Source organism: Streptomyces sp. NPDC014882 (genome assembly GCF_043081325.1).
In the GTDB taxonomy this organism is placed as follows: Bacteria; Actinomycetota; Actinomycetes; order Streptomycetales; family Streptomycetaceae; genus Streptomyces.
In genome coordinates this window covers 41,797-67,006 of the sequence record NZ_JBIBWL010000003.1, presented here as the reverse complement: position 1 = coordinate 67,006, position 25,210 = coordinate 41,797, and the positions used below count along the sequence as shown (strand labels likewise).

Below are 25,210 nucleotides of genomic sequence, written 5' to 3'. Positions count from 1 at the left end.
CCAGCGGGTTCCGCGCCGTTGGAGCATGCAGACGGGTTCGTCAGACTTCCCGTGCGGCTTCGCACGACAATGCTGGGGTACCGTCAGAAGAACTGTCTTATCAAACTCACTATGGCAGGAGGGACGGGGCGGCACCGCTCCGTATGGATGGACGTGAAGCGATACTTCCGTGGGCCGGTCATGTGGATCGTGCTGGCCGTCCTTGCCGTGGTCGTGTTGATGCAGGTCGTCGGCTCGTCCGGCGGTCACAAGACGGTGGACACCGGCCAGGTCATTGCAGCGATCAACGACAACAAGGTCGAGTCGGCCAAACTCACCACCGGTGACGAGCAGACCATCAAGGTCACGCTCAAGGACGGTACAAAGGTCGAGGGCAGCTCGAAGATCCAGGCGAGCTACATCGGCGATCAGGGCGTGACCATCGCCAATACGCTGCAGACCAAGTACCAGGACAAGCAGATTCCGGACGGCTACACGGTCTCTCCGACGAAGCAGAACGCCTTCGTCGGGATCCTGCTGTCCCTGCTCCCCTTCGTCCTCATCGTCGTCGTCTTCCTGTTCCTGATGAATCAGATGCAGGGCGGCGGCTCCCGGGTCATGAACTTCGGCAAGTCCAAGGCGAAGCTCATCACCAAGGACACGCCGAAGACGACGTTCGCGGACGTCGCCGGCTCGGACGAGGCCGTCGAGGAGCTCCACGAGATCAAGGAGTTCCTCCAGGAACCGGCGAAGTTCCAGGCCGTCGGCGCCAAGATTCCCAAGGGCGTGCTCCTGTACGGGCCTCCCGGCACCGGCAAGACCCTGCTCGCGCGCGCTGTCGCCGGCGAGGCGGGCGTCCCCTTCTACTCGATCTCCGGGTCCGACTTCGTCGAGATGTTCGTCGGTGTCGGTGCCTCCCGCGTGCGTGACCTGTTCGAGCAGGCCAAGGCGAACGCCCCGGCGATCGTCTTCGTCGACGAGATCGACGCGGTCGGCCGCCACCGCGGCGCCGGCCTCGGCGGCGGTCACGACGAGCGCGAGCAGACGCTGAACCAGCTGCTCGTCGAGATGGACGGCTTCGACGTGAAGGGCGGCGTGATCCTCATCGCCGCCACGAACCGGCCCGACATCCTCGACCCGGCGCTGCTGCGTCCCGGCCGCTTCGACCGTCAGATCGCGGTCGACCGCCCGGATATGCAGGGCCGTCTGGAGATCCTCAAGGTCCACCAGAAGGGCAAGCCGGTCGCGTCCGACGTCGACCTGTCCGCCGTCGCCCGCCGCACCCCCGGCTTCACGGGTGCCGATCTCTCCAACGTGCTGAACGAGGCCGCGCTGCTCACGGCCCGTTCGGACAAGAAGCTGATCGACAACCAGATGCTGGACGAGGCGATCGACCGTGTGGTCGCGGGCCCGCAGAAGCGGACCCGGATCATGTCGGACAAGGAGAAGAAGATCACCGCGTACCACGAGGGCGGCCACGCCCTGGTCGCGGCGGCCTCTCCCAACTCCGACCCGGTGCACAAGATCACCATCCTGTCCCGCGGCCGCGCGCTCGGCTACACGATGGTGCTCCCGGACGAGGACAAGTACTCGACCACCCGCAACGAGATGCTCGACCAGCTCGCCTACATGCTGGGCGGTCGCGCCGCCGAGGAACTGGTCTTCCACGACCCGACCACCGGTGCCGCGAACGACATCGAGAAGGCCACCGCCACGGCCCGCGCGATGGTCACCCAGTACGGCATGACCGAGCGTCTCGGCGCCATCAAGTTCGGCGGCGACAACACCGAGCCGTTCCTCGGCCGTGAGATGGCCCACCAGCGCGACTACTCGGAAGAGGTCGCCGCGCTGGTCGACGAAGAGGTCAAGAAGCTCATCGAGAACGCGCACAACGAGGCCTGGGAGATCCTGGTCGAGAACCGCGACGTCCTCGACAACCTGGTGCTGCGGCTGCTGGAGAAGGAGACGCTGAACAAGGAGGAGATCGCCGAGATCTTCTCCGCCATCGTCAAGCGCCCGGCACGGCCCGCGTGGACCGGCTCCTCGCGGCGCACGCCGTCCACCCGTCCGCCGGTGCTCTCCCCCCGGGAGCTGGCGCTGACCAACGGGGCCAACGGCGCGACGCCCGCGATCAGCACCGCCAAGTCCTCGGCGGTGGACCCCTCCCCGATGGCCGAGCCGGCCCCCGAGGAGCGTCCGGAGAGCTGACGCTCCGGGTCCCGGTGCTCCCACCAGGCCCGGAATGCATGCCGCGCCCCCCAGGTTCTAGCCTGGGGGGCGCGGCATTTCGGTTGCGGCCGCACCCGTCACGCGTCAAACGCACGCGACCCGTACAGGAACGAGGCACCAGGATGACCGACCCCGTGACGCTGGACGGCGAGGGCCCCGTCGGCGAGTTCGACGAGAAGCGGGCCGAGAACGCCGTACGCGAGCTGCTGATCGCGGTCGGCGAGAACCCTGACCGGGAGGGTCTGCGGGAGACGCCCGCGCGGGTGGCCCGCGCCTACCGGGAGATCTTCGCGGGTCTGTGGCAGCAGCCCGAGGACGTGCTGACGACGACGTTCGACCTGGGGCACGACGAGATGGTGCTCGTGAAGGACATTGAGGTCTACAGCACCTGTGAGCACCATCTGGTGCCGTTCCGCGGCGTCGCCCACGTCGGGTACATCCCGGCCACCAGCGGGAAGATCACCGGCCTGTCGAAGCTGGCCCGCCTGGTGGACGTCTACGCCCGGCGCCCCCAGGTGCAGGAACGTCTCACCACGCAGATCGCGGACTCCCTGATGGACATCCTGGAGCCGCGCGGAGTCATCGTCGTCGTGGAGTGCGAGCACATGTGCATGTCCATGCGCGGGATCCGCAAGCCCGGTGCCAAGACCCTCACGTCGGCGGTGCGCGGACAGCTGCGGGACGCGGCGACGCGCAACGAGGCGATGAGCCTGATCATGGCGCGCTGAGACCGTCACCACGGCGGCTGCGGCGGGACGGGGCGAGACCGGGGTGAGGCGGTCGGCGGCGCCCCCACGCCGCTCTCATGCGGCCTTCACGCCGCCGGGGCCGCTCCCGAGGTGTCGTCGTCGTCCTCGGGGAGCTTGCAGACGCGCTCCAGGAAGATGGCCGCCGCTATGACACCGATGCCGGCCAGGACCGAGAACCCGGCATAGATCGCCTGGTCGCGGCGGGCGGGGATGTCGAGGGATTCCAGCAGGAAGACGCCGGTGCCGCCGTACATCCCGGCGACGAGGGCGGCGACCAGCGCGCTGGCCTGGCCGAAGACGACCGCGCGGGCCGCCATCAGGGGATCGACGCCCTTGGCCTCGGGACGGCGCTCGCGCTGTGCCTTGAGACGGGCGCGGATCGAGAGCGCCGTGGCCAGCAGCACCACGGCGATCACGGCGAGGACGACGGGGGCGGCCAGCGGAACGCTCGGCAGGGTCCCGACCGAGTTCCAGAGGCGGGCGCCGGCCCACGACAGAACGCCCGCGACGACGAAGACGCCGGCCAGCGTCCTGATGCGCAGCTCTCTCACGGTGTCCCTTCGATTCCCCCGGGTCCCACGGCCGGTGACCGTGGGACGGTCGTCGTCCTGATCTCGACGACCACGTCCTCTCGACCTTAACGACTACTCGGGCAGCCGGAGTTCCAGGTCCCCGCGGGCGGCGACCCCCTCGCGGGTGACGGTGTCGAGCAGTTCGGCGACCGCACCCCGCCCGGGCACCTGGGCGCCCGGCTCCACGTCGTGCCACGGGGCGAGCACGAAGGCGCGTTCGTGGGCGCGCGGGTGGGGCAGGGTCAGCGACGGGTCGTCGGAGACGACGTCGCCGTACGCGACGATGTCGACGTCCAGGGTGCGCGCGCCCCAGCGCTCGTCCCGGACGCGGTGGAAGGCCTCCTCGACCGCGTGCGCCCGCTCCAGGAGGGACGACGGGGGCAGGGTGGTCTTCAGGACGACGATCGCGTTGAAGTACGAGGGCTGGCTGCCCGGCTCCACGCCCCACGGTTGCGTCTCGTACACCGGGGAGACCGCCTTGACGCGCACGCCGGGGGTGTCCTCCAGCGCGTCGATGGCGCCCTGGAGGGTCTCCAGACGGTTGCCCAGGTTGGAGCCGAGGGAGATCACGGCCCGCTCGGGGTTGTGGAGCGTGGTGTCGGCGGCGTCGACCTGCTCGACGACGGAGGCGGGCACCGGCTGTACGGTCGGGTCGCTCTGACCCCCGGTGAAGAACGCGGTCATACTCGGCTCCGGGTGATGGTGACGGTCACGTCGTCGAAGGGGACGGTGATCGGCGCGTCGGGCTTGTGGACGCAGACCTCGACCTCCTGGACCACTTCGTGCTTCAGACAGGTCTCGGCGATGCGCTCGGCGAGCGTCTCGACGAGATCGACCGGATCGCCCTGGACGACGGCCACGACCTCCTCCGCCACGACGCCGTAGTGCACGGTCTTCGTCAAGTCGTCGTCGGCCGCGGCCGGTCGGGTGTCCAGCCCCAGGACGAGGTCCACGAGGAAGGTCTGGCCCTCCTCGCGCTCCCGGGGGAACACACCGTGGTACCCGCGGGCCTTGAGGCCGCGCAGCGCGACACGATCCACGCGAATCACTCCTGCAGTCGTCGGGAACGGCCGGTCCCTACCGTGTGCGGACGGCACACCGGCCTCGGACGAATCTACCCGCGAGCACCGGCCCGGCCGGGTCGCGGGGGCGCCGGCCGGGCCGGGGACGGGAGGATTCACCGGGTGTTTCCCCCTGGGGAACCCGGTGGCTCACGGGCCGGCGGCCGTTCTCGCCCCCGCGTCCGTGATCCCCGCCACGCCCCGGGTCAGGCGGCCCGCCCGGTGCCCCTGCCTCCTACCCGCTCAGGAGGGGTTCTCCTCGTCCCGGTCCTCGCCGTTCTCGCCGTTCTCACCGTTCTCGCCGTTCTCGTCGTCCGTGGAGTTCTCGGCCATGACCGGGGACGCGTGGTGCGACCAGAGCTTCCAGCCGTCGGGGGTGCGGCGGAACACGTTCGTGGCGACCACCAGCTGGCCCACGAGAGGCCCCAGTTCCTCGCCGGCCTCCGGGGCGGGACCGCCGCTGAGGATGTTCTCGGTGCAGGTCACCAGGGCCGTGTCGCCGGTCACGGACACGTGCACGTCGGTGAGGAAGAACTGGATGTAGTCGGTGTTCGCCATGATCAGCGCGTACGACCGCAGTACCTCGCCGCGCCCGGTGAGCACCGGCCATCCCGGATGCACGCAGGAGATCACGCCCGCGTCCGCCGGGTCGTGGAACTCCTCGTCGACGCCCAGGTCGGCGGGCGTGAGCCAGAGCGAGGACACCTCGTCGAAGTCGCCCCGTTCGAGCGCTTCGTAGAAGGCGGTGTTGGCGGCCTCGACCTGCTCGACGTCCGTGTGGGGGGCGCTCACCGGGCTCCTTCTGCGCCGTGCGGGGGATACGGGGTGTGCGAGGTGCGTGGGGGGCGCGTGTCCTGATGGACGGGCGCATCGGGCGTTTCGCGTGCCCCTGCTGTCCCGCCCGCGCCGGGTGCCGGCGTCACGGGCGGGTGCGTGGCGGGTGCGTGCGCGGCCGGTGCGGCCGTGGCGGAAGACGTCCGGGCCGGTGCGACCGCGTCCGGTGCGGCCGCGTCCGGCGCGTGACGGTCCTCGCGTGCTCCTTCCACGGCGCGCGCGACGCGCACCGCGTCCGCCGTCGCGCGCACCTCGTGCACGCGCACCGCCCATGCGCCGGCCTGCGCCGCGAGCGCGGAGACGGCGGCCGTGGCGGCGTCCCGCTCCCGCGCGGGTGGGGGCGCGCCCTCCGGCCCCGCCAGCACCCGGCCGAGGAACCGCTTGCGGGAGGCGGCGACGAGCAGGGGGTGGCCCAGGCCGTGCAGCAGGTCGAGGCGGGCGAGCAGGGAGAGGTCGTGGCCGGCCTCCTTGGAGAAGCCGAGTCCCGGGTCGACGACCACCCGGTCGGGGGCGATGCCGCCCGCCAGGACGGCGTCCACGCGCTCGCGCAGTTCCTCGACGACTTCGCGCACGACGTCGTCGTAGACGCCCTTGACGTTGCCGCCCTCGAGGAAGCCGCGCCAGTGCATGACGACGAAGGGGGCGCCGGCGTCGGCGACGACCGGGATCATCTCGGGGTCGGCGAGGCCGCCGCTGACGTCGTTGACGAGGGCGGCGCCCGCGGCGAGGGCCCGGGCGGCGACGGAGGCGCGCATGGTGTCGACGGAGACGACGACGCCCTCGGAGGCGAGGCCGCGGACGACGGGGACGACACGCCGGAGTTCCTCGGCCTCGTCGACGCGGGTGGCGCCCGGACGAGTGGACTCGCCGCCCACATCGACCAGGTCGGCCCCCTCGGCGACCAGCGCGAGCCCGTGTTTGACGGCGGCCGTCGTGTCGAACCAGCGGCCGCCGTCCGAGAAGGAGTCGGGGGTCACGTTGACGACCCCCATGACCGCGCAGCGGTCCCAGTCCGGAAGGCCGGCGACGCGCCCTCGTCCGCTCTGCTTGCTCATACGTTCAGCGTAGGCCCAGTGGGGGGACCGGCCTGCCGGGTGGCCCGGGTGGCCCGGGTGGCCCGGGTGGCCCGGGCGGCCCCTCGGCCGAGGGGGGCGGGGCCGCCGCCCGGGCCGGTCTCCGCGGGGCTCCGGCCCCCTCCGCTCCGGTCCTCTCCGCTCCGGTCCTCTCCGCTCCGGTCCGTTCCCGTCGCCGGAGGCCCGGCTACGCGGCCCGTACGTCCCTGTCGGCCACCGCGCGCTCGGCCACCCTGTGGGCACACGCGCGTGCCGCGGACGTACGGCCGCGCAGGAAGCGCGGCAGGGGCAGGGCGAGGGTGACGAAGCCCTCCGCCTGCATGGCGGCGAAGCCGATGCGGGGCAGGTCGGCGGAGGCGCGGTAGACGACGAACCGGGGTTCCCAGCGGGGCTGGAACTTGGCGTTGAACTTGTACAGGGACTCGATCTGGAACCAGCGGGAGAGGAAGACCAGCAGTCCGCGCCAGGCGCGCAGCACCGGGCCGGCGCCGATCTTCTCGCCGCGGGCCAGCGCCGAGCGGAACATCGCGAAGTTGAGCGACACGCGCGCGATGTCGAACTTGGGGGCGGCCTGGAGGGCGGCGACGATCAGGAGTTCGTTCATGCCCGGGTCGGCCGAGCGGTCGCGCCGCATCAGGTCCAGGGAGGCGCCGTCCGGGCCCCAGGGGACGAAGTGCAGGATCGCCTTGAGGTCGCCGTAGGGACCCGGTTCGACGTCGGCCTTGTGGGCGGTGGCGATCAGGCAGTCCCCGTCGGTGGGATCGCCGATGCGGCCGAGTGCCATGGAGAAGCCGCGTTCGGTGTCGGTGCCGCGCCAGTCCTCGGCGGCGCGCCGGATCCGCTCCAGTTCGCCTTCGCCGAGGTCACGGACACGTCGGACCCGGGTCTCGTAACCGGCGCGTTCGATGCGCTTGACCATCTGGCGCACGTTGCGCATCGCGCGGCCGGCCAGCGAGAAATCCGCGACGTCCACCACCGCCTCGTCGCCCAGTTCCAGGGCGTCCAGTCCGGTCTCGCGGGTCCACACCTCGCCGCCGGTCTCCGAGCAGCCCATGACGGCGGGCGTCCAGGAGTGGGCCCTGGCCTCGTCCATGAAGCGCTCGATGGCGCCGGGCCAGGCCTCGACGTCGCCGATGGGGTCGCCGCTGGCGAGCATCACGCCGGAGACGACGCGGTAGGTCACGGCCGCCTTGCCGCTGGGCGAGAAGACGACGGCCTTGTCGCGGCGCAGCGCGAAGTGGCCGAGCGAGTCCCGGCGGCCGTGCCTGGCCAGCAGGGCGCGCAGCCGGACCTCGTCCTCCTCGGTGAGGCGCGCGGCCGGATGCTCCGGGCGGAAGGCGAGGTAGACGGTGGTGATGGCGGTGAGCAGGCCGAGGGCCCCGAGGGAGAAGGCGACCGTCCAGGAGGTGTTGCCCTGGTAGTCGACCGGGCCCTCGAAGCCGAAGAGGCCGTACAGGACGTGGGTGATGCGGTCGGCGAGGCTCGGGTCGCCGACCATGCGCCGCGGGTGGGCGCTGACGATGACGAGGCCCAGGCCGAGGGAACCGGCGCCCATGAGGACGAAGTTGGCCAGTGCGCGCCAGCGGCTGCGCGGGTCGGGCAGGGCCGCGAACTGGTTCCGGTGGCGCAGCAGCGGCACCAGGAGGGCGACGGAGATCAGCACGCCGACGAGCGAGTGCCGGTAGGTGAACTGGGCGACGGCGCCCGCGGGGAGGAGGGCGACCGCCGCGCGCCACGCCCGCCGCTTGCTGCGCTTGAGGCCGTGCGCGAGGAGCAGCAGCAGGACGCCGGCGCTCAGCGACAGCGCCGCGGCGAACGGACCGAACGCGCCGGGCAGCACCTCGGCCATGGTGTGCATGCGGCTGTGGCGGAACCGCGGGAAGACCCCGGCGGCCACGTCCAGCAGGCCCACCAGGGCGCAGGCCCGTCCGATGAGGACGGGCACGGCCTCGGGGCGAGGCCCCCTGACCAGCTGCCGCACCCGGCTTGATCGATTCGGAACCCCGATCGACATTTCCCCATCTTCCCTGACAGACATCGCATCCCGTAGTTCCGCGAGAGACCTTGAAATCCGGTGCCGATCGGGCATCCGGCGACATTGCGCCCTCTAGGACGATGTCTCGGGGGGAGAGGTTCACTCATCTCTTCAAAGCCGCCGGAAAGGCCAGGGAAAGTCCGGGACAAGCCCTCGCGGGGAGCGGGGGCCACGGGAACCCGGACGGAGAGCGCAGGCAGGAACACCGATGGGTCTCACGAGTACGACCGTGCTGCTGCTGGCGGTCCTGTCCGCCGTACTGCTGTTCGTCGGCACCGTGTGGAAGTGGCCGCGTCTGGCCGGACCGGGCCGGCGGGCCGTCGGCGCGCGCGTCGCCCTGCTGCTGGCCACCCAGCTGGCCCTCTTCGCGTCCGTGGGGCTGGCCGCGAACCGGGCCTTCGGGTTCTACGCCAGCTGGGCGGACCTGTTCGGCCAGGAGACCGAGCAGGGCGTCGTCGTCGACCACGCGGGCGGTGGGCCGCTGCGGGTGGTCGACACCCGGCGCGTGGAGGGCGGCGGCGGGCGGCCGGAGTTCGGCGGCCGGATCCAGAAGGTCGTCGTCGACGGCCGTACGACGCGCCTCGCCTCGCCCGCCTTCGTGTACCTGCCGCCGGAGTACTTCGACCCGGCTCACCGCGGGCGCACGTTCCCGGCGGCCGTCGTCCTCACGGGCTACCCGGGCACGGCGGAGGCGCTCGTGGACAAGCTGGACTATCCGCGCACCGCGCGCGGGCTCGCCGAGGACGGCCGTATGCAGCCGATGATCCTGGTGATGATGCGGCCGACGGTGGCGCCGCCGCGGGACACGGAGTGCGTGGACGTCCCCGGGGGGCCGCAGACCGAGTCCTTCTTCGCCGAGGACCTGCCCGCCGCCGTGGCGTCCCACTACCGGGTGAACAGGGGGCCGGGCGGCTGGGGCGTCATAGGGGATTCCACGGGCGGCTACTGCGCGCTGAAACTGGCGATGCACCACCCCGAGGTCTACGGGGCGGGCGCGGGCCTGTCGGCGTACTACAAGGCGCCGAGCGACCCGACGACCGGTGACCTCTTCCACGGCGACGCGACGCGGCGCGACGAGGCCGATCTGCGGTGGTTCCTGAAAAACCGGCCCGCTCCCGCGACCTCGCTGCTCGTCACCAGCAGCAAGGTGGGGGAATCCAACTACAAGGCCACGCTGGAGTTCATCGAACTGGCGAAGGCCACGCACAGGACGAGGATCTCGTCGATCATCCTCGAAAGCGGCGGGCACAACTTCAACACCTGGCGGCGCGAGATCCCGCCGACCCTCGAGTGGATCAGTGGGAGGCTGGGCGGCGCCGAGCGGCCGGTGACGTCGGCGGACCACCCGGTCGACCAAAAATGATCTTGATTCCCGGGGAATTCGACGAGCGGCCGGTTTCCTGATGTCCCGTGAAGACTTCGCTATGGCCGTGTTTTTACGGGGCGGGGCGCCAACAATCCCCTACGCGCGGTAAGTTTCTGGCCATGCCACGTGGACGTCACCGCCATTCCCCACCTTTGCACCGGCTGCTGCCTCCCTCGGCGATCGCAGGGGTGTCCCTCGTCTGCGCGCTCGGCCCCTGGGTGTTCACGGAGCCGCTGGTGCTCCGAGGTCTGGCCGCTGCCGCGGCGGCGACGGCGGTCGCGAGCGCGTTCGTCATGCGCCGCTGGGACATCCAGGCCGGCAAGCAGGTGGCCGACCTCACGCGCGCGCGTGCCGGCGACGAGTGGCGCCACGAGGAGCGGGTCGCCGAACTGGAGAGCGACCTCGAGGAGTCGCGCGAGCTGCGCGTCAAACTGGAGCAGCGGCTGCGGGCCAAGCGCGCCGAACTGGCGGGCCTGCGCAACGAGCACGCGTCCTTGCTGCGCCGTTACGCCACCGCGGAGACCGAGCGGGCGAGCGCCCTGGAGGGCCGCCGCCTGCTCGAGATAGAGGGATCCGTCCCGTCGCTGGCGCTGCCGCCCGCGCGGGCCGCGCAGGACGACACGGCAAAGGCGCGCGAGGCCGCCGTCGAGACGCCCGGGGCCGCCGAGGACGACGCCGCGAAGGCCGCGAAGGCCGCGGAGACCGAGGCGTCCGAGGCGTCCGGGACCGCGCGCGCGGACGCCGGCTCCGTCGAGGACGAGCCGCAGGCCCCCGCGGTCTTCTCCCCGTCCGGGTCCCGGCTGTTCCTGCGGGCACAGGCGGCGCTGGACCGCTTCGGCGCCGAGGGGCCGGAGCCGGTGAGGAGCGCGGCCACCGACGACGGGCCCGCCGGGGCCGGACCCGCCCCGGCCGCCGCTCCCGCCGAGTCCGGCGGCGACGCGGAGGCCGCGCGGGAGGACGAGGCCGAGGGGAAGCCCGAGGCGGTCGACGAGCACGCGCGCGCGACCGCCGCCCACTCGACCGCCGAGGCGAACGGCACCCCGGAGGGAACGGAGGCCGCCTCGCGGGAAGCCGCCCCGCAGGAGCCCGCCGCACGGACGAGGACCGGGGACGCCACGCCCACCGAGGCGACCGGGACGAACGAGGCGACCGCGACGAACGAGGCGACCGCGACGAACGAGGGGACCGGGCCGACCGGGGCCGCCGGGGCCCCGCAAGCGCCCGTGAGGGCCGCCTCCGCCGGCACCGGCGCGCTCGTTCCGCGCGCCGCCGCCTCCGCGCCGCGCCCCTCCGGCCACTTCACGGTCCCGACCGCCGTCGCCGTCGTACCGGCCGCGCAGCCGGTGCGGCGTCCCGCGGCCGAGGGCGGTTTCGACTTCTTCGGTGCGCAGAGGGAGCCGGTGTCCGCCGCGCTGGAGGCCGTGCAGAACGAGGACCTCGCCGACGTCGTCGGCCAGGAGGCGCTCGCGCTGCACAAGGCCGAGGCGGAGGCGGAGTTCAAGCCGGCCGACCAGCACGCGCGCGCCGTCGGTCAGGTCATCGACCTCACCGAGCACGACGAGACCGAGCAGATCGACCTCCAGGGACTGCGCAGCGCCGCCTCCTGAACGCCCGGCCCGCCCCGACCGGTCACGGCCCGCCCCGGCCCGTCACGTCCACCGGCCCGCCACGCCCGTTCGGGCGCGGCGGGCCGCGGCGTGTCCGGTGGTCACGCCGTCCACCGGTCGGACCGCGCGTCGCGGCGCCCGGTCCGGGACCGGTCCGCCTGACCGCGCAGCAGCTCCGCCGCCTCCCGCGCGTCCCGCAGCCGCGCCGTCACCGTCTTGTCCGCCCCCGTGTCCACGTGGACGTCGGCGAGCCGCCACAGCCGCTTCCAGGGCCCCTGGGACAGCCGCACGCTCTGCACCTTGGCGTGCGGCACGAGCGCCACGCTGCGGCGCAGCAGCCCGTGCCGGGCGACGAACACCGTGTCCGTGACCGTGACGCCGTAGCCCCGCCACCACAGCGGGACGCACCGGCCGGCCCGGCGCGGCGGCCGGGACAGGGCGCCCGTCGCGGGCACCCGCACGCCGGGCAGCACGCGCGCGACGACGGCCTCGGCCACCGCGCGCGGGGCGACCGGCACCAGCACGGAGTTGGCCGAACCGGCCACGTCCAGCTCCACCCGCACCCAGTCGCGCCGCCGCCACAGCAGCGGTTCGACGATGCGTACCGTCTGCACGCGGCCGGGCGGCACCGTCTCGTGCGCGCGGTCGAGGAGGCCGTGGTCGATCCGCAGCCCGTCCGGCGACTCGCCGACCGTCCAGTCGTACTCGCCGACGAACCGCCCGGCGCTCCTCGCGCCCGCCGCGCCCAGCAGCGGCACACCGGTGGCGAGGACCGTCCACACGCTGTGGGTGGTCAGCCACAGGACCGGGGGCACGACGAGCGCGGCGACGAGCGCACCCCAGGTGGCGCCCGTCAGCGTCAGCGCGACCGCCAGTTCGCGCGGTGGCACGCGCAGCAGTTCGCGCGCGGGCGCCTCGCCCACCTCGTGCGCCGTCTCGGGCGCGAAGCCCGCCGCGCGCGCGAGCAGCTCCGCGCGCAGGGCGCGCGCCTCCGACTCGCCGAGGAAGGCCAGTTCGTCCTTCTTGTCGGCGCCCACGACGTCGAGCCGGAGCTTCGCGACGCCCGCGATCCGCGCGAGCAGCGGCCGGGTGACGTCGACCGCCTGGAGGCGTTCGAGCCGGATGTGCGCGGTGCGCCGGAACAACAGGCCGGTGCGGATGCGCAGTTCGCTGTCCGTCACCGAGTAGTGCGTGAACCACCAGGACAGGAACCCGTAGAGCGAGGCCGTCGGCACGACCACCGCGAGCGCGACGAGCAGGGTCGTGGTGGTCAGCCGGGTCAGCTGCTCCTGCGTCTGGTTCGGATCGTGCGCCGCCCACCCGACGACCACGGCGACGGGCGCCCACGCCCGCCGGAACGGCGTCACGGGGTGCAGCCGCCGCTCGACGACGGCCCGCCGCGGCCGTACGACCCCCTCGACGCCCGGCGCCGTCACAGCCCCGCCGATCTGGCCTCGCCGAGCGCGGTCAGCCGGTCCCGCAGCCGTTCGGCCTCGGCCGGGTCCAGCCCCGGGATCGTCGCGTCGGTCGCCGCGGCGGCCGTGTGCAACTGCACGCCGGCCAGCCCGAAGTACCGCTCGACGGGACCGGAGGTCACCTCGACGAGCTGCATCCGCCCGTACGGCACGACCGTCTCCTCGCGCCAGAGCACGCCCCGGCTGATCAGCAGGTCGTCCGCCCGCTCGGCGTACCGCCAGGAGCGCCAGTTGCGGCTGAGCCCGGCCCAGCCCCAGACGGCCCCCGCCAGGGGCAGCAGCGCGAACGCGGCCCACGCCGGACCGGCGAACAGGCCGAGCAGCACTCCGACGGCCACGGTGGCCGGCCCCAGCCACAGCACCAGCAGCAGCCTCCGCATGCGCAGCAGGCCCGGCGGCAGCCCGGTCCACCGCGGCTCGGCCTCCGTCGTCGTCCCGGCGTCCGCCGTGCTCCCCGTCTCCATGCGGCCAGCGTACGTAGGGGAGACTGGGTCCATGACTCCTACGACGGAGACCACGGTCGGGATCGGCGGTGCCGCGGAGAGCACCGACATGGTGCTCAACATCGGCCCCCAGCACCCCTCCACGCACGGCGTGCTCAGGCTCAGGCTGGTGCTGGACGGCGAGCGCATCCAGCGGGCCGAGCCGGTGATCGGCTACATGCACCGCGGCGCGGAGAAGCTGTTCGAGGCCCGCGACTACCGCCAGATCATCATGCTGGCCAACCGCCACGACTGGCTGTCGGCGTTCTCGAACGAGCTGGGCGTGGTGCTCGCCGTGGAGCGGATGCTCGGCATGGAGGTGCCCCCGCGCGCGGTGTGGACGCGGACCCTGCTCGCGGAGCTGAACCGGGTGCTCAACCACCTGATGTTCCTGGGGTCGTACCCGCTGGAGCTGGGCGGGATCACGCCGGTCTTCCACGCCTTCCGCGAGCGCGAGGTGCTCCAGAACGTCATGGAGGAGGTGTCCGGCGGACGCATGCACTACATGTTCAACCGCGTCGGCGGCCTCAAGGAGGACCTTCCGGCCGGCTGGGCGTCCCGCGCGCGCGCCGCCGTCGCCGCCGTGCGCTCGCGCATGGACGTGTACGACGACCTCGTGCTCGGCAACGAGATCTTCCGGGGCCGTACGCGCGGGGTGGGCGTGCTGACGCCGCAGGCCGTGCACGCGTACGGCGTGAGCGGACCGATCGCGCGCGCGTCCGGCGTCGACTTCGACCTGCGCCGCGACGAGCCCTACCTCGCGTACGGCGACCTCCAGGACACCCTGAAGGTGGTGGGCCGCACCGAGGGCGACTGCCTCGCCCGCTTCGAGTGCCTCCTGGAGCAGACGCACAACGCGCTCGACCTGGCGGACGCCTGCCTGGACCGCCTCGGGGACCTGCCGCCCGGCCCGGTCAACCAACGGCTCCCGAAGGTCCTCAAGGCGCCCGAGGGGCACACGTACGCGTGGACCGAGAACCCCCTCGGCATCAACGGCTACTACCTCGTCAGCAAGGGCGAGAAGACGCCGTACCGGCTGAAGCTGCGGTCGGCCTCCTACAACAACATCCAGGCGCTCGCCGAGCTGCTGCCGGGCACGCTGGTCGCGGACATGGTGGCGATCCTGGGGTCGCTGTTCTTCGTCGTCGGGGACATCGACAAGTAGGCGCCTCGACGAGTAGGCGCATCGGCGGGCAGGCGTCTCGACGAGCAGGCGCGCGGCTCACCCGGGGTCCGGGACGCGCGGGCCGAGCGGAGGGGGGACGCCCACCGGCCGGAGAAGCCATCCGAAGTCCCCGAGCCCGCCCCGCGCGGTGAGCTCGGCAGCCTCCCCGGCGCCGGCGAGGGCCCGCACGTACGCGGCGGGATCCGTGGAGGCGAGCGTGAGCGCCGGACGGTCGCCCGTCACTCCGAGGGCGCGCAGGGCGGCGCGCTGGCTGAGGAGGAGCGGGCGTTCGGGCGCGTGCGCCGGGGTGCACGCCTGCGCACACGCGTCCAGTGCCACATGTGCCGTGATGTCGCACGTGCCGTCCGGGACGGGAGCCGTCTCGCGGCCCTCCCGGAAGCCGGTGAGGGTGCCGAACGCCGGGCGCGTCCGCGCCGTGTGCGCGTAGTCCACGGCCACCGCGAGCCCCCGTGCGACGCGGGAGACGACGGCGGCCCAGGCCCGGTCCCGGGGCAGCCCGATCTCCGCCCGCAGCCCCTCCTCGGCCGGCAGCGGCCACCACCGCGCGAGCCACTCCGCGTCCGCCCCGGACACCGGCTCGCCGAGCCGCTCGGTCCCGTCGTCGCGGACCAGGACCAGCCGGGGTACGCCCGCGGAGTCGACCTCGGCGACCTCCACCGGCACGTTGTCCAGCCACTCGTTGGCGAACAGCAGGCCGGTGACCCGCGGCGGGGGCTCGGGCAGCCAGGTGATCCGGGGGTCCAGGCCCACCGGACGGGCGGCGACCTCGACGCCGTACGCGCGCGTGCGGGCGGCCACGTCGGCGGGCAGGGCGTCGAGCACGCCCGTGACCAGTTCGCCGCGGCCGGCGGCCATGTCGACGAAGTCGAGCGTCGCGGGCCGGCCGAGGGCCTCGTCGACCCGGCACAGCAGCCGGGCCGCGGCCAGGGCGAAGAGCGGGGAGGCGTGCACGGACGTGCGGAAGTGCCCGGCCGGGCCCTCGGGGCGCAGGTAGAAGCCGTGCGGCCCGTACAGGGCGTCCTCGGCCGCCGCCCGCCAGCCGCGCCAGCCGCCGGCGCCCGTCGCCGTCCCGGCCCCCGGATCGTTTCCCGCCACCGGAACAGACTAGGCGTACAGGTGATCACGGTCTCCACCTTGCGGAGTACGCGCGCCGGGCCCGGATCGGCCCTCCGGTTGACCCCTGCACGCATCTCGCTTCCCTACGCTGGGTCACGTGCAGCGTCTCTACGACTTCCTCCGCGGACATCCGACCCTGGTCGACGGCTTCTGGGCCCTCGTCCTGTTCGGGATCTCCGTGGTGTCCGCGGTCGTCTCCGGCCAGAACCACCAGGGGACGGACTCCCTGGCGCTGCTCGTGCCGGTCGCGCTCCTGCTGGGTGTGGTGGTGGCGCTCCGCCGTCGCGTGCCGGAGCGGATGCTGCTGCTGGGCGGCGCGCTCGGCCTCGCCCAGCTCGTGCTGGACGTCGCCACGACGGCCGCCGACTTCGCCCTGCTGGTGATCGTCTACACGGTCGCCGCGACGGGTGCCCGCTGGGCGTCGCGGCTCGCGCTGGGCATGGGCCTGGTCGCCGCGACCCTGGCACAGCTGCGCTGGCCCAACCAGCAGACGAGCATGGCGGGCAACATCGCCATAGTCGTCTTCCAGACGGTCCCGTTCGCGCTGGCCTGGGTGCTCGGCGACTCCATGCGCACCCGCCGCGCGTACTTCGCCCAGCTCGAGGAGCGCGCGGCGCGGCTGGAGAAGGAGCGCGAGGCGCAGGCGAAGGTCGCCGTCGCCGCCGAGCGCGCCCGGATCGCGCGCGAACTGCACGACGTCGTCGCGCACAACGTGTCGGTGATGGTGGTGCAGGCCGACGGCGCCGCCTACGTCCTCGACGCGGCGCCCGACCAGGCCAAGCAGGCCCTGGAGACGATCTCCTCCACCGGCAGGCAGGCCCTCGCCGAGATGCGCCGCCTGCTGGGCGTCCTGCGCACCGGCGAGCACGAGGAGGGCGGCGAGTACGTCCCGCAGCCGGACGTCGAGCAGATCGACGACCTCGTCCAGCAGTGCCGCGGCTCCGGCCTGGTCGTGGACTTCAAGGTCGAGGGCACCCCGCGGCCCCTGCCCAGCGGCGTCGAGCTGACGGCGTACCGGATCGTGCAGGAGGCGCTCACCAACACGCGCAAGCACGGGGGGCCGGACGCGGGCGCCAGTGTGCGCCTGGTCTACTTCGACGACGGTCTCGGCCTGCTGGTCGAGGACGACGGCAAGGGCGCCCCGCACGAGCTGTACGAGGAGGGCGGCGCCGACGGCCGGGGCCACGGCCTGATCGGGATGCGGGAACGGGTCGGCATGGTCGGCGGCACCCTGGACGCCGGTCCGCGCCCCGGCGGAGGATTCCGCATCAGCGCGCTGCTCCCGCTCAAACCGGCGCACTGACGCCGGCGTACCGACGCCGGCGCGCGCCCTGTGCCGGCACCCGTCACCACCCATGGAGAGGATCCGATGACGATCCGCGTGATGCTCGTCGACGACCAGATGCTGCTGCGCACCGGGTTCCGGATGGTGCTCGCCGCCCAGCCGGACATGGACGTCGTGGCGGAGGCGGGCGACGGCGTCGAGGCCCTCCAGGTGGTGCGCTCCACCCCGGTCGACGTGGTGCTGATGGACGTGCGCATGCCCAAGCTGGACGGTGTCGAGGCCACCCGGCGCATCTGTGCGCAGCCGGACCCGCCGAAGGTGCTGATCCTGACCACCTTCGACCTCGACGAGTACGCCTTCTCCGGGCTGAAGGCGGGTGCCTCCGGTTTCATGCTGAAGGACGTGCCGCCGGGCGAACTGCTCGCCGCGATCCGTTCCGTGCACAGCGGTGACGCGGTGGTCGCGCCCTCCACCACCCGCCGCCTCCTCGACCGGTTCGCGCCGATGCTGCCCAGCGCGGGCAAGGACCCCCAGCACAAGGAGCTGGAGCGGCTCACCGGCCGGGAGCGCGAGGTCATGATCCTCGTCGCCCAGGGGCTGTCCAACGGGGAGATCGCGGCGCGGCTGGTGCTGTCCGAGGCGACCGTCAAGACCCACGTGGGGCGCATCCTGACGAAACTGGGGCTGCGGGACCGGGTGCAGGTGGTGGTCCTGGCGTACGAGACGGGGCTGGTGCGGGCGGGCGGCCACGGCTGATCGGGACATGTCCGGCAGTGCCTCCCCGGCGGCGTACGGATCACCGCCGAACGCCCCCCGCGCGCGCCCGGCAGGCTCTAGGGTCGGCGCATGCTCCTGTGGATCAACGGTCCCTTCGGGGGCGGCAAGACACAGACCGCGTACGAGATCCGGCGCCGGCTGCCGGGCAGCGTCGTCTGCGACCCCGAACTCGTCGGCTTCGGGCTGCGCCGCATGCTGCCGCCGGATCTGCGGGGTGACTTCCAGGACCTGACGTCCTGGCGGCAGGGTGTCGTCGAGGTCCTCGACCTGGCGCTCCGCGAGCACGACGGCGTGGTGATCGCCCCCATGACGGTCACCGATCCGCTCCACTTCGCCGAGACCGTCGGCCGACTGCGCGAACTGGGCCACGACGTGCACCACTTCACGCTCCTCGCCGAGCGGGAGACCGTGCTGAGGCGGCTGCGCGAGCGCGGGCCGGTGCGCCTCCTGCGGTTCTTCGTCGCGGGGAACGCGGCTGTGCGCGGGGACGGCTGGGCCGTCCGCCGGCTCGATCACTGCCTGGAGCGGCTGCGCGAGCCGGAGTTCGCCGAACACCTGTGGACGGACCACACGAGCGTGCCGAAGACGGCCGACCGCATCGCCGTCCTGGCCGGGCTGACCCTGCGGCCGAACACGGACGGGGCGCTGCGCACGCGACTGCGCCAGGTGCGGGTGGGGCTGGGGCACATCCGGTTCGACTGAGGACCGGCTCCGACCGAGCCGCCCGGTCTCCCCTCCCGGGGCCGGGGCCGGGGCCGGAGCCGGGGCCGGAGCCGGAGCCGGGGCCGACGGGCTACGGTGGCGGCGTGAAACGGCTTCCGGGACGGAAAGCGCTCGCCCTCTGGGCCGCGTGGTGGGTCGGCACGACGCTGGCCTTCTGGTTCCTGGGCCGCGTCGTCGGCCAGGAGCCGAGCCTCCCGGGGTGCGCCGCGACCGCCGTCCTCGCGATCCTCGGCGGAGAACTCGGCGACGGATGGCGACGCCGCCGGGCGAGGGGCCGCGCGGCGAGGCCGGCGGCCGGCACCGGTGGCCCTGTGGGCTGACACCCGCCGCCCTACCTGAGGACCCCCTCCAGGAAGTCGCTGCCCAGCCGGGCCACCCTCGTCACGTCGAGCTGGTGCAGCACGTACCGGCCGCGCCGGCGGGTGGTGATCAGGCCCGCCTTCTTCAGGACGGCCAGGTGCCGGGATATCTCGGGCGCCGTCACGCCGTGCACCTGGGCCAGCTCGCTCGTGGTGTACGCGCTGCGGGCCAGATGGCGGCAGATCCGCATCCGGACGGGGTGGGACAGGGCCGTCATCCGCAGGGTGAGCTGCTCGACCGACGGCGGCGAGGCCGGCTCGGGGGAGCCGACGGGGTAGTGCAGCACGGGCTGCCAGCCGCTGCGGTGCAGCACGCTGAGGTGGGGCCAGCCGAGGCTGGTCGGCACCAGGAGCAGCCCGCCGCCCGCGGTGACCGTACGGCCCTCGACGAGCTTGTCGACCTCGATCCGGCCGGCCGCCTCGTCCAGGCTCAGGACGGGGGACACCGCCGCCAGGGCCTCCGCCAGTCCGCGGTGCCGCAGCAGTTCCGTCTTGTGCCGGGCGTCCGCCGTCAGCTGGTGGCCCAGCCGCGACCAGACCTCCGCGAAGAACGCCTCGTCACAGTCCTCCAGGAAGCGCCGCAGCCACGCGCGCACACTGGGCGGGTCGTCCAGCAGCCGCCGGGTGAACCGCACCTGCCGGGGACCGCGCGAGGCGGCCACCTCCAGGGCCCGCCGCCGCACGCGCTCGTCCCCGAGCACCAGCGGCCCGTGGGAGTCGCCGGTGATCACGCAGGTGAACTCCAGGGCGGCGTCCACGAACTGCTCGTCCGTCAGCCTGTCGAGGAGGTCCAGTTCCTCGGCGAGCGTCCCGCGCGGCAGCGTGCTGCGGCCCCGGATGCCGGCGTACGGCAGGAAGAGGTCCGAGAACGTCGACCGCCACAGGAAGTCGGCCTCGCACATCCGGTCGGCGAGATGCGGGTCCAGGCGCGCGGTGACACCCGTGACCCAGCCCTGGAGGCCCGGATGGTGCCCCGGCTCGGCCAGCGCGTGCAGCGCCATGCCGAGTTCGGCGAGGGGGGACGGCACGATCGCGACCCTCTCCGGCCGCAGCCCCGCGATGTCGATGCTCACGCTCATGCCCTCATGGTGCACGCCGCCACCGACAACGCCGCCACCACCGGCAACGCCGCCGCCACGATGCCGCCGTCGCCGATCGGCGCGACACGGGGGCCGGCACCTGCCGAACCGGTTCCCGACGGCACCGGCCGGCGCCTATCCGTCCGCCCGCTCCCGCGCCGCGCCGTCCTCCCGCCCCAGCCGGGCCACGAAATCGGCCACCGCCGTCCGCACGTCCCCGGCGCTCCACTCCAGGCCGGCGGCGCGCACGTCGACCTCCGTGACGGCCAGGCCCGGTACGGGCGCGTCCCAGGCGTGGGCGAAGAGCAGGGTCCCGGTCTCCTCGGCCGTACGGATCGCGGCCTCGGCGACGACGTCGGCGTCGTACGGCAGCCACACCTGGAACTCGTTGGTGTGCGGCACCTCGGGGTGCACGCGCGACCACGGCAGCCCGGCCGCCACGAAGCCCTCGGCCAGTGCGGCGGCCACCACGCGCGCGTGACGCACGTACGAGGGCAGGCGGGGCAGTTCGCGCTCCAGGCCGAGCAGCGCCGCCAGGGCGGTGGGGAACTGCTGGAAGACCAGGCCGCCGTAGCGGTGGCGCCAGGTCCTCGCCTCCTCCACCAGGGTGCCCGGGCCGGCCAGCGCGGCGCCGCCGAAGCCGTCGAGGGACTTGTAGAACGACACGTAGACGCTGTCCGCCAGCCCGGCGATCTCGTCGAGCGGCCGGCCGAGGTGGACGGCCGACTCCCACAGGCGCGCGCCGTCGAAGTGCACGACCGCGTCCCGCTCGCGTGCCGCCTCGACGAGTTCGGTCAGCTCCTGCCAGGACGGCAGGAGGTGTCCGGCGTCCCTGAGCGGCAGTTCGAGCATCAGCGCTCCGAAGGGCTCCTCGCAGTCGCGGACCTCCTCGGCGGTGGGCTGGCGGGGCTCGTCGGTCAGCCGGACCGGGCGCAATCCGCTGACCTGGCTGAACGCGGCGCGTTCGTGCACCTCCGGGTGGGCCTTGCCGTGCAGGGCCACGGTGGGGTTCCCGGTGCGTCCGGCCCAGCACCGCAGGGCGACCTGCTGCGCCATGGTGCCCGTCGGGAAGAAGGCGGCGGCCTCCTTGCCGAGCAGCCGGGCGACCTCGGCCTCCAGGGCGGCGACGACGCCGTCGCCGTACGCGTCCACGGATTCGTCCAGGTCGTACACCTCGCCGGCCGCGTCCAGGAGGGCGAGCCGCTGGCGGATCGTGCTCTGGGGACTCGAGCGCGCGAGCACCCGCCGCGCGCCGCGGGCCGCGCGCCTCCGCCGCTCCCGACGCCGCCTGCGCCGCTCGTCCTCCGACACCGGCTCCGGCTCCGGCCCCGGCCCCGGCACCGGTTCCGAGTCCGGTCCCGGCACCGGGCCGGACGACTCCTGCCCGTACGCCCGCGGGTGCTGATCCGCCGTATCGCTCATGCCGTGGATCATCGCGCGCGCACGGCCGCGCGGGCACCCGGTTTCCGCACCGGGGGGAAGTGCGGTTACCCACAGCCTGTGGACGACCGGGGCCCCCGGCAACCGATCGCGTTAACATGACGAGAAATCGTCCGGTACCCAGAGCGGACTGGAACGGGAAGGCCGCCGTCGCGTGAGTACAGTCCAACAGCCAGACCCCAGGGACCGCCCCGCGCGGCTCACCGTCGGCGTCGTCGGCGCCGGCCGGGTGGGCCCCGCCCTCGCCGCGTCCCTCCGGCTCGCCGGGCACCGCCCGGTCGCCGTCTCCGGCGTCTCCGACGCCTCCCGCCGGCGCGCCGCGACGATGCTGCCGGACGTCCCCCTCGTCACCCCCGCCGAGGTCCTGCGGCGCGCCGACCTGGTGCTGCTGACCGTCCCCGACGACGCCCTCCCCGGTCTCGTCGAGGGCCTCGCCGAGACCGGCGCCGTCCGCCCGGGGCAACTGCTCGTGCACACCTCCGGCCGGTACGGCGCGCGCGTCCTGGACCCCGCCCTGCGCGCGGGCGCGCTGCCGCTGGCCCTGCACCCGGCGATGACCTTCACCGGTACCGCCGTGGACGTCCAGCGCCTGGCCGGCTGCTCCTTCGGCGTCACCGCGCCCGACGAACTGCGGCTGGCCGCCGAGGCCCTCGTCATCGAGATGGGCGGCGAACCGGAGTGGGTCGCCGAGGAGAGCCGGCCGCTCTACCACGCGGCCCTCGCCCTCGGCGCCAACCACCTCGTCACCCTGGTCGCCCAGTCGCTGGAACTGCTGCGCGCGGCTGGCGTCGGAGCCCCCGACCGGATGCTCGGCCCGCTGCTGGGCGCAGCCCTCGACAACGCGCTGCGCTCCGGCGACGCGGCGCTCACCGGCCCCGTCGCGCGCGGCGACGCGGGCACGGTCGCCGCCCACGTCTCGGAGCTGCGCAGGCACGCCCCGCAGAGCGTCGACGGCTACCTGGCGATGGCCCGTGCGACGGCCGACCGGGCCCTCGCCAGCGGCCTGCTCAAGCCGGAACTCGCCGAGGACCTCCTCGGGGTACTCGCCAAGGGGACCGACGGCGCCGAGGGAGATGCCCGATGACCACGACCCTGCTGCACACCGCGGGTGAACTGCAGGCACGCACGCGTACGGGCCGCCGGGCCGTGGTGATGACGATGGGCGCCCTGCACGAGGGCCACGCCACCCTCGTGCGCACCGCGCGCGAGATCGCCGGGCCGGGGGGCGAGGTCGTCGTCACGGTCTTCGTCAACCCGCTCCAGTTCGGCGCGGGCGAGGACCTCGACCGCTACCCGCGCACCCTGGACGCCGACCTCGGGGTCGCCGAACGGGCCGGTGCCGACGTCGTGTTCGCCCCGTCCGTCGACGAGGTCTATCCCGGCGGCGAGCCCCAGGTCCGCGTCAGCGCCGGCCCGATGGGGGAGCGCCTGGAGGGCGCCGCACGCCCCGGGCACTTCGACGGCATGCTCACCGTCGTCGCCAAGCTGCTGCACCTGACGCGCCCCGACGTGGCCCTGTACGGGCAGAAGGACGCCCAGCAGCTCGCCCTGATCCGGCGCATGGTGCGCGACCTGAACTTCGGCGTCGACATCGTCGCCGTGCCGACCGTCCGCGAGGACGACGGACTGGCCCTGTCCAGCCGCAACCGCTACCTGTCGCCGGCCGAGCGGCGCACCGCGCTCGCCCTGTCCCGGGCCCTGTTCGCGGGCCGCGACCGGCATGCCGCGCAGGAGGCGCTGCGGGCACGCGCGCGTGCGGTGCCCGTCAGCCGCGCCCGCGCGGAGGCGCTCAGCGCCCTGGGCGAGTCCCGCGCGGCCGCCGACACGCACGCGGTGGCCAAGGCCGCCCCCGGTTCGGTGGCCGCCGTCCGGGCCGCCGCCCGCACGGTCCTGGACGAGGCCGCGCGCATGGTCCCGCCGCTGCGACTGGACTACCTGGCCCTCGTCGACCCGTCCGACTTCGGGGACATCGAGGACGACTTCACCGGCGAGGCGGTCCTCGCCGTCGCCGCCCGGGTCGGCGCGACCCGGCTGATCGACAACCTCCCCCTCACCTTCGGAGCCGCCTCGTGACCAGCACAGGCATACGACTGCACGCGCCCGCGCCCGGGTGGTCCATCTCCGCGGACGTCGTGGTCGTCGGTTCCGGGGTGGCCGGCCTCACCGCCGCCCTGCGCTGCGAGGCCGCCGGTCTGACGACGGTCGTGGTCACCAAGGCACGCCTGGACGACGGCTCCACGCGCTGGGCGCAGGGCGGCATAGCCGCCGCGCTCGGCGAGGGCGACACGCCCGAACAGCACCTCGAGGACACGCTGGTGGCGGGCGCGGGCCTGTGCGACGAGGGCGCGGTACGCCTCCTCGTCACCGAAGGTCCCGACGCCGTACGGCGGCTCATCGAGACCGGCGCCCACTTCGACGAGTCCGAGGGGGGCGGCCTGGAGCTGACCCGCGAGGGGGGTCACCACCGCCGCCGCATCGCGCACGCGGGCGGTGACGCGACCGGCGCGGAGATCTCCCGCGCGCTCGTCGAGGCGGTCCGCGCGCGCGGGCTGCGCACGATCGAGAACGCGCTCGTCCTGGACCTCCTCACGGATGCCGACGGCCGCACCGCGGGCGTCTCCCTGCACGTCATGGGCGAGGGTCAGCACGACGGCGTGGGCGCCGTGCACGCGCCCGCGGTGGTCCTCGCCACCGGCGGCATGGGCCAGGTCTTCTCCGCGACCACCAACCCGTCCGTGTCGACGGGCGACGGCGTCGCGCTCGCGCTGCGCGCGGGTGCGGAGGTCTCCGACCTGGAGTTCGTGCAGTTCCACCCGACCGTGCTGTTCCTCGGCCCGGACGCGGAGGGCCAGCAGCCGCTCGTCTCCGAGGCGGTGCGCGGCGAGGGCGCCCACCTGGTCGACGGCGACGGCGTGCGCTTCATGCTGGGGCAGCACGAACTGGCCGAGCTGGCGCCCCGGGACATCGTCGCCAAGGGCATCACGCGCCGCATGCAGGAGCGGGACGCCGAGCACATGTACCTCGACGCCCGCCACTTCGGCGCCGAGATGTGGGAGCACCGTTTCCCGACCATCCTGGCCGCCTGCCGGGCGCACGGCATCGACCCGGTCACCGAGCCCGTCCCGGTCGCCCCGGCCGCCCACTACGCCTCCGGCGGCGTGCGCACCGACTCGCACGGCCGGACCACCGTGCCGGGCCTCTACGCCTGCGGGGAGGTCGCCTGCACGGGCGTGCACGGCGCGAACCGGCTCGCCTCCAACTCCCTCCTGGAGGGCCTCGTCTACGCCGAGCGCATCTCCGTCGACATCGCGGCGGGCCGCTCTGCGGACGGCCTCTCCGCGCGCGTGCCCGCGCCCGTCGAGCACCCCGACCGGCCCGCGCACCCCCTTCTCGCCCCCGAGGCCCGGTTCGCGATCCAGCGGATCATGACCGGGGGTGCGGGCGTCCTGCGCTCCGCCGGCTCCCTGGAGAAGGCCGCCGAGCAGCTCCAGCGGCTGCACACGGAGGCCCGCGACGCCCTCGACGAGAACGGCAAGACCGCCGAGCCCGGCGTCGACACCTGGGAGGCCACCAACCTCCTGTGCGTGGCGCGCGTCCTGGTCACCGCCGCCCGGCTGCGCGAGGAGACCCGCGGCTGCCACTGGCGCGAGGACCGCGCCGAGCGCGACGACGCCGACTGGCGCCGCCACATCGTCGTACGGCTGAATCCGGACCGGACGCTCGCCGTGCACACCACCGATACCGCAGACTTCCCCCCGACCCGGCACCAGCAGGAGCAGTGAC

Annotated in this window: 22 protein-coding genes and 1 pseudogene; 12 read left to right on the top strand and 11 right to left on the bottom strand. The window is 73.8% G+C overall.

The window, feature by feature from the left end; translation table 11 throughout:
- The first annotated feature begins 147 nt into the window (after positions 1 to 147).
- Together ftsH and folE are read left to right on the top strand one after the other, a co-directional pair.
- The gene (ftsH, locus tag ACF09K_RS08280) at positions 148 to 2,187 is read left to right on the top strand and encodes an ATP-dependent zinc metalloprotease FtsH (protein ID WP_392241711.1); all 2,040 of its coding nucleotides are present in this window, start codon (positions 148 to 150) and stop codon (positions 2,185 to 2,187) included.
- 143 nt (positions 2,188 to 2,330) lie between these two features.
- Complete coding sequence (folE, locus tag ACF09K_RS08275) at positions 2,331 to 2,936, top strand: GTP cyclohydrolase I FolE (protein WP_392241710.1); 606 nt, start codon at positions 2,331 to 2,333, stop codon at positions 2,934 to 2,936.
- A gap of 86 nt (positions 2,937 to 3,022) precedes the next feature.
- Here the strand turns inward: folE and ACF09K_RS08270 are convergent, their stop codons facing one another.
- From ACF09K_RS08270 to ACF09K_RS08245, 6 genes and pseudogenes are all read right to left on the bottom strand, one after another.
- On the bottom strand, positions 3,023 to 3,508 hold the full coding sequence (locus ACF09K_RS08270; protein ID WP_392241709.1) for a DUF3180 domain-containing protein: 486 nt from the start codon (positions 3,506 to 3,508) through the stop codon (positions 3,023 to 3,025).
- 93 nt (positions 3,509 to 3,601) lie between these two features.
- Entirely contained in the window at positions 3,602 to 4,213 is a 612-nt protein-coding gene (gene folK, locus ACF09K_RS08265) for a 2-amino-4-hydroxy-6-hydroxymethyldihydropteridine diphosphokinase (RefSeq protein WP_392241708.1), read from the bottom strand.
- On the bottom strand, positions 4,210 to 4,569 hold the full coding sequence (gene folB, locus ACF09K_RS08260; RefSeq protein ID WP_392241707.1) for a dihydroneopterin aldolase: 360 nt from the start codon (positions 4,567 to 4,569) through the stop codon (positions 4,210 to 4,212). The genes folK and folB overlap by 4 nt, the downstream gene beginning before the upstream one ends.
- Before the next feature lie 264 nt (positions 4,570 to 4,833).
- Positions 4,834 to 5,382: a nuclear transport factor 2 family protein gene (locus ACF09K_RS08255; protein ID WP_392241706.1), complete on the bottom strand. Its 549-nt coding sequence runs from the start codon at positions 5,380 to 5,382 to the stop codon at positions 4,834 to 4,836.
- A 236-nt stretch (positions 5,383 to 5,618) separates the two neighbouring features.
- Positions 5,619 to 6,479, bottom strand: a pseudogene (gene folP, locus ACF09K_RS08250) (dihydropteroate synthase); the annotation flags it as partial.
- Between the two features lie 205 nt (positions 6,480 to 6,684).
- Positions 6,685 to 8,511 carry a phosphatidylglycerol lysyltransferase domain-containing protein gene (locus tag ACF09K_RS08245; RefSeq protein ID WP_392241705.1) on the bottom strand — a complete coding sequence of 609 codons (1,827 nt, stop codon included), beginning with the start codon at positions 8,509 to 8,511 and terminating at the stop codon, positions 6,685 to 6,687.
- Positions 8,512 to 8,740: 229 nt separating this feature from the next.
- On the opposite strand from ACF09K_RS08245, the gene ACF09K_RS08240 reads away from it, so the two are divergent.
- Positions 8,741 to 9,895: an alpha/beta hydrolase gene (locus tag ACF09K_RS08240; RefSeq protein WP_392241704.1), complete on the top strand. Its 1,155-nt coding sequence runs from the start codon at positions 8,741 to 8,743 to the stop codon at positions 9,893 to 9,895.
- Positions 9,896 to 10,017: 122 nt separating this feature from the next.
- Positions 10,018 to 11,505 (top strand): hypothetical protein, encoded by a 1,488-nt coding sequence (locus ACF09K_RS08235; protein ID WP_392241703.1) that lies wholly within the window; start codon positions 10,018 to 10,020, stop codon positions 11,503 to 11,505.
- Between the two features lie 101 nt (positions 11,506 to 11,606).
- Here ACF09K_RS08235 and ACF09K_RS08230 read toward each other — a convergent pair whose 3' ends face one another.
- Positions 11,607 to 12,941 carry a PH domain-containing protein gene (locus ACF09K_RS08230; protein WP_392241702.1) on the bottom strand — a complete coding sequence of 445 codons (1,335 nt, stop codon included), beginning with the start codon at positions 12,939 to 12,941 and terminating at the stop codon, positions 11,607 to 11,609.
- Positions 12,938 to 13,444 (bottom strand): PH domain-containing protein, encoded by a 507-nt coding sequence (locus tag ACF09K_RS08225; protein ID WP_392241701.1) that lies wholly within the window; start codon positions 13,442 to 13,444, stop codon positions 12,938 to 12,940. Before ACF09K_RS08225 ends, ACF09K_RS08230 begins: the two co-directional genes overlap by 4 nt.
- 31 nt (positions 13,445 to 13,475) lie before the next feature.
- Between ACF09K_RS08225 and ACF09K_RS08220 the strand changes: the two genes are divergently transcribed.
- Positions 13,476 to 14,627 carry an NADH-quinone oxidoreductase subunit D gene (locus ACF09K_RS08220; protein ID WP_392241700.1) on the top strand — a complete coding sequence of 384 codons (1,152 nt, stop codon included), beginning with the start codon at positions 13,476 to 13,478 and terminating at the stop codon, positions 14,625 to 14,627.
- Between the two features lie 57 nt (positions 14,628 to 14,684).
- Here ACF09K_RS08220 and ACF09K_RS08215 read toward each other — a convergent pair whose 3' ends face one another.
- Positions 14,685 to 15,743, bottom strand: a complete 1,059-nt coding sequence (locus ACF09K_RS08215) for an SAM-dependent methyltransferase (RefSeq protein ID WP_392241699.1) — start codon at positions 15,741 to 15,743, stop codon at positions 14,685 to 14,687.
- 118 nt (positions 15,744 to 15,861) lie between these two features.
- On the opposite strand from ACF09K_RS08215, the gene ACF09K_RS08210 reads away from it, so the two are divergent.
- The 4 genes from ACF09K_RS08210 (at position 15,862) to ACF09K_RS08195 (ending at position 18,869) form a co-directional block, all read left to right on the top strand.
- Positions 15,862 to 17,067: a sensor histidine kinase gene (locus ACF09K_RS08210; protein WP_392241698.1), complete on the top strand. Its 1,206-nt coding sequence runs from the start codon at positions 15,862 to 15,864 to the stop codon at positions 17,065 to 17,067.
- 66 nt (positions 17,068 to 17,133) lie between these two features.
- Entirely contained in the window at positions 17,134 to 17,805 is a 672-nt protein-coding gene (locus ACF09K_RS08205; protein WP_392241697.1) for a response regulator, read from the top strand.
- Between the two features lie 90 nt (positions 17,806 to 17,895).
- Positions 17,896 to 18,528, top strand: a complete 633-nt coding sequence (locus tag ACF09K_RS08200; protein ID WP_392241696.1) for an AAA family ATPase — start codon at positions 17,896 to 17,898, stop codon at positions 18,526 to 18,528.
- 104 nt (positions 18,529 to 18,632) lie between these two features.
- Positions 18,633 to 18,869, top strand: a complete 237-nt coding sequence (locus ACF09K_RS08195) for a hypothetical protein (protein WP_392241695.1) — start codon at positions 18,633 to 18,635, stop codon at positions 18,867 to 18,869.
- Between the two features lie 11 nt (positions 18,870 to 18,880).
- Here ACF09K_RS08195 and ACF09K_RS08190 read toward each other — a convergent pair whose 3' ends face one another.
- On the bottom strand, positions 18,881 to 19,987 hold the full coding sequence (locus ACF09K_RS08190; RefSeq protein WP_392241694.1) for a DUF5937 family protein: 1,107 nt from the start codon (positions 19,985 to 19,987) through the stop codon (positions 18,881 to 18,883).
- Positions 19,988 to 20,122: 135 nt separating this feature from the next.
- Positions 20,123 to 21,409, bottom strand: a complete 1,287-nt coding sequence (locus tag ACF09K_RS08185) for a threonine aldolase family protein (RefSeq protein ID WP_392241693.1) — start codon at positions 21,407 to 21,409, stop codon at positions 20,123 to 20,125.
- A 172-nt stretch (positions 21,410 to 21,581) separates the two neighbouring features.
- Here ACF09K_RS08185 and ACF09K_RS08180 point away from each other — a divergent pair, with 172 nt between their 5' ends.
- The 3 genes from ACF09K_RS08180 to ACF09K_RS08170 are packed head-to-tail and all read left to right on the top strand — an operon-like array spanning position 21,582 to position 25,209.
- On the top strand, positions 21,582 to 22,511 hold the full coding sequence (locus tag ACF09K_RS08180) for a Rossmann-like and DUF2520 domain-containing protein (protein ID WP_392241692.1): 930 nt from the start codon (positions 21,582 to 21,584) through the stop codon (positions 22,509 to 22,511).
- The gene (gene panC, locus ACF09K_RS08175) at positions 22,508 to 23,500 is read left to right on the top strand and encodes a pantoate--beta-alanine ligase (RefSeq protein WP_392241691.1); all 993 of its coding nucleotides are present in this window, start codon (positions 22,508 to 22,510) and stop codon (positions 23,498 to 23,500) included. Before ACF09K_RS08180 ends, panC begins: the two co-directional genes overlap by 4 nt.
- A complete protein-coding gene (locus ACF09K_RS08170) occupies positions 23,497 to 25,209 on the top strand; it encodes an L-aspartate oxidase (RefSeq protein ID WP_392241690.1) in 1,713 nt (570 codons plus the stop codon). The genes panC and ACF09K_RS08170 overlap by 4 nt, the downstream gene beginning before the upstream one ends.
- Position 25,210: the final 1 nt, after the last annotated feature.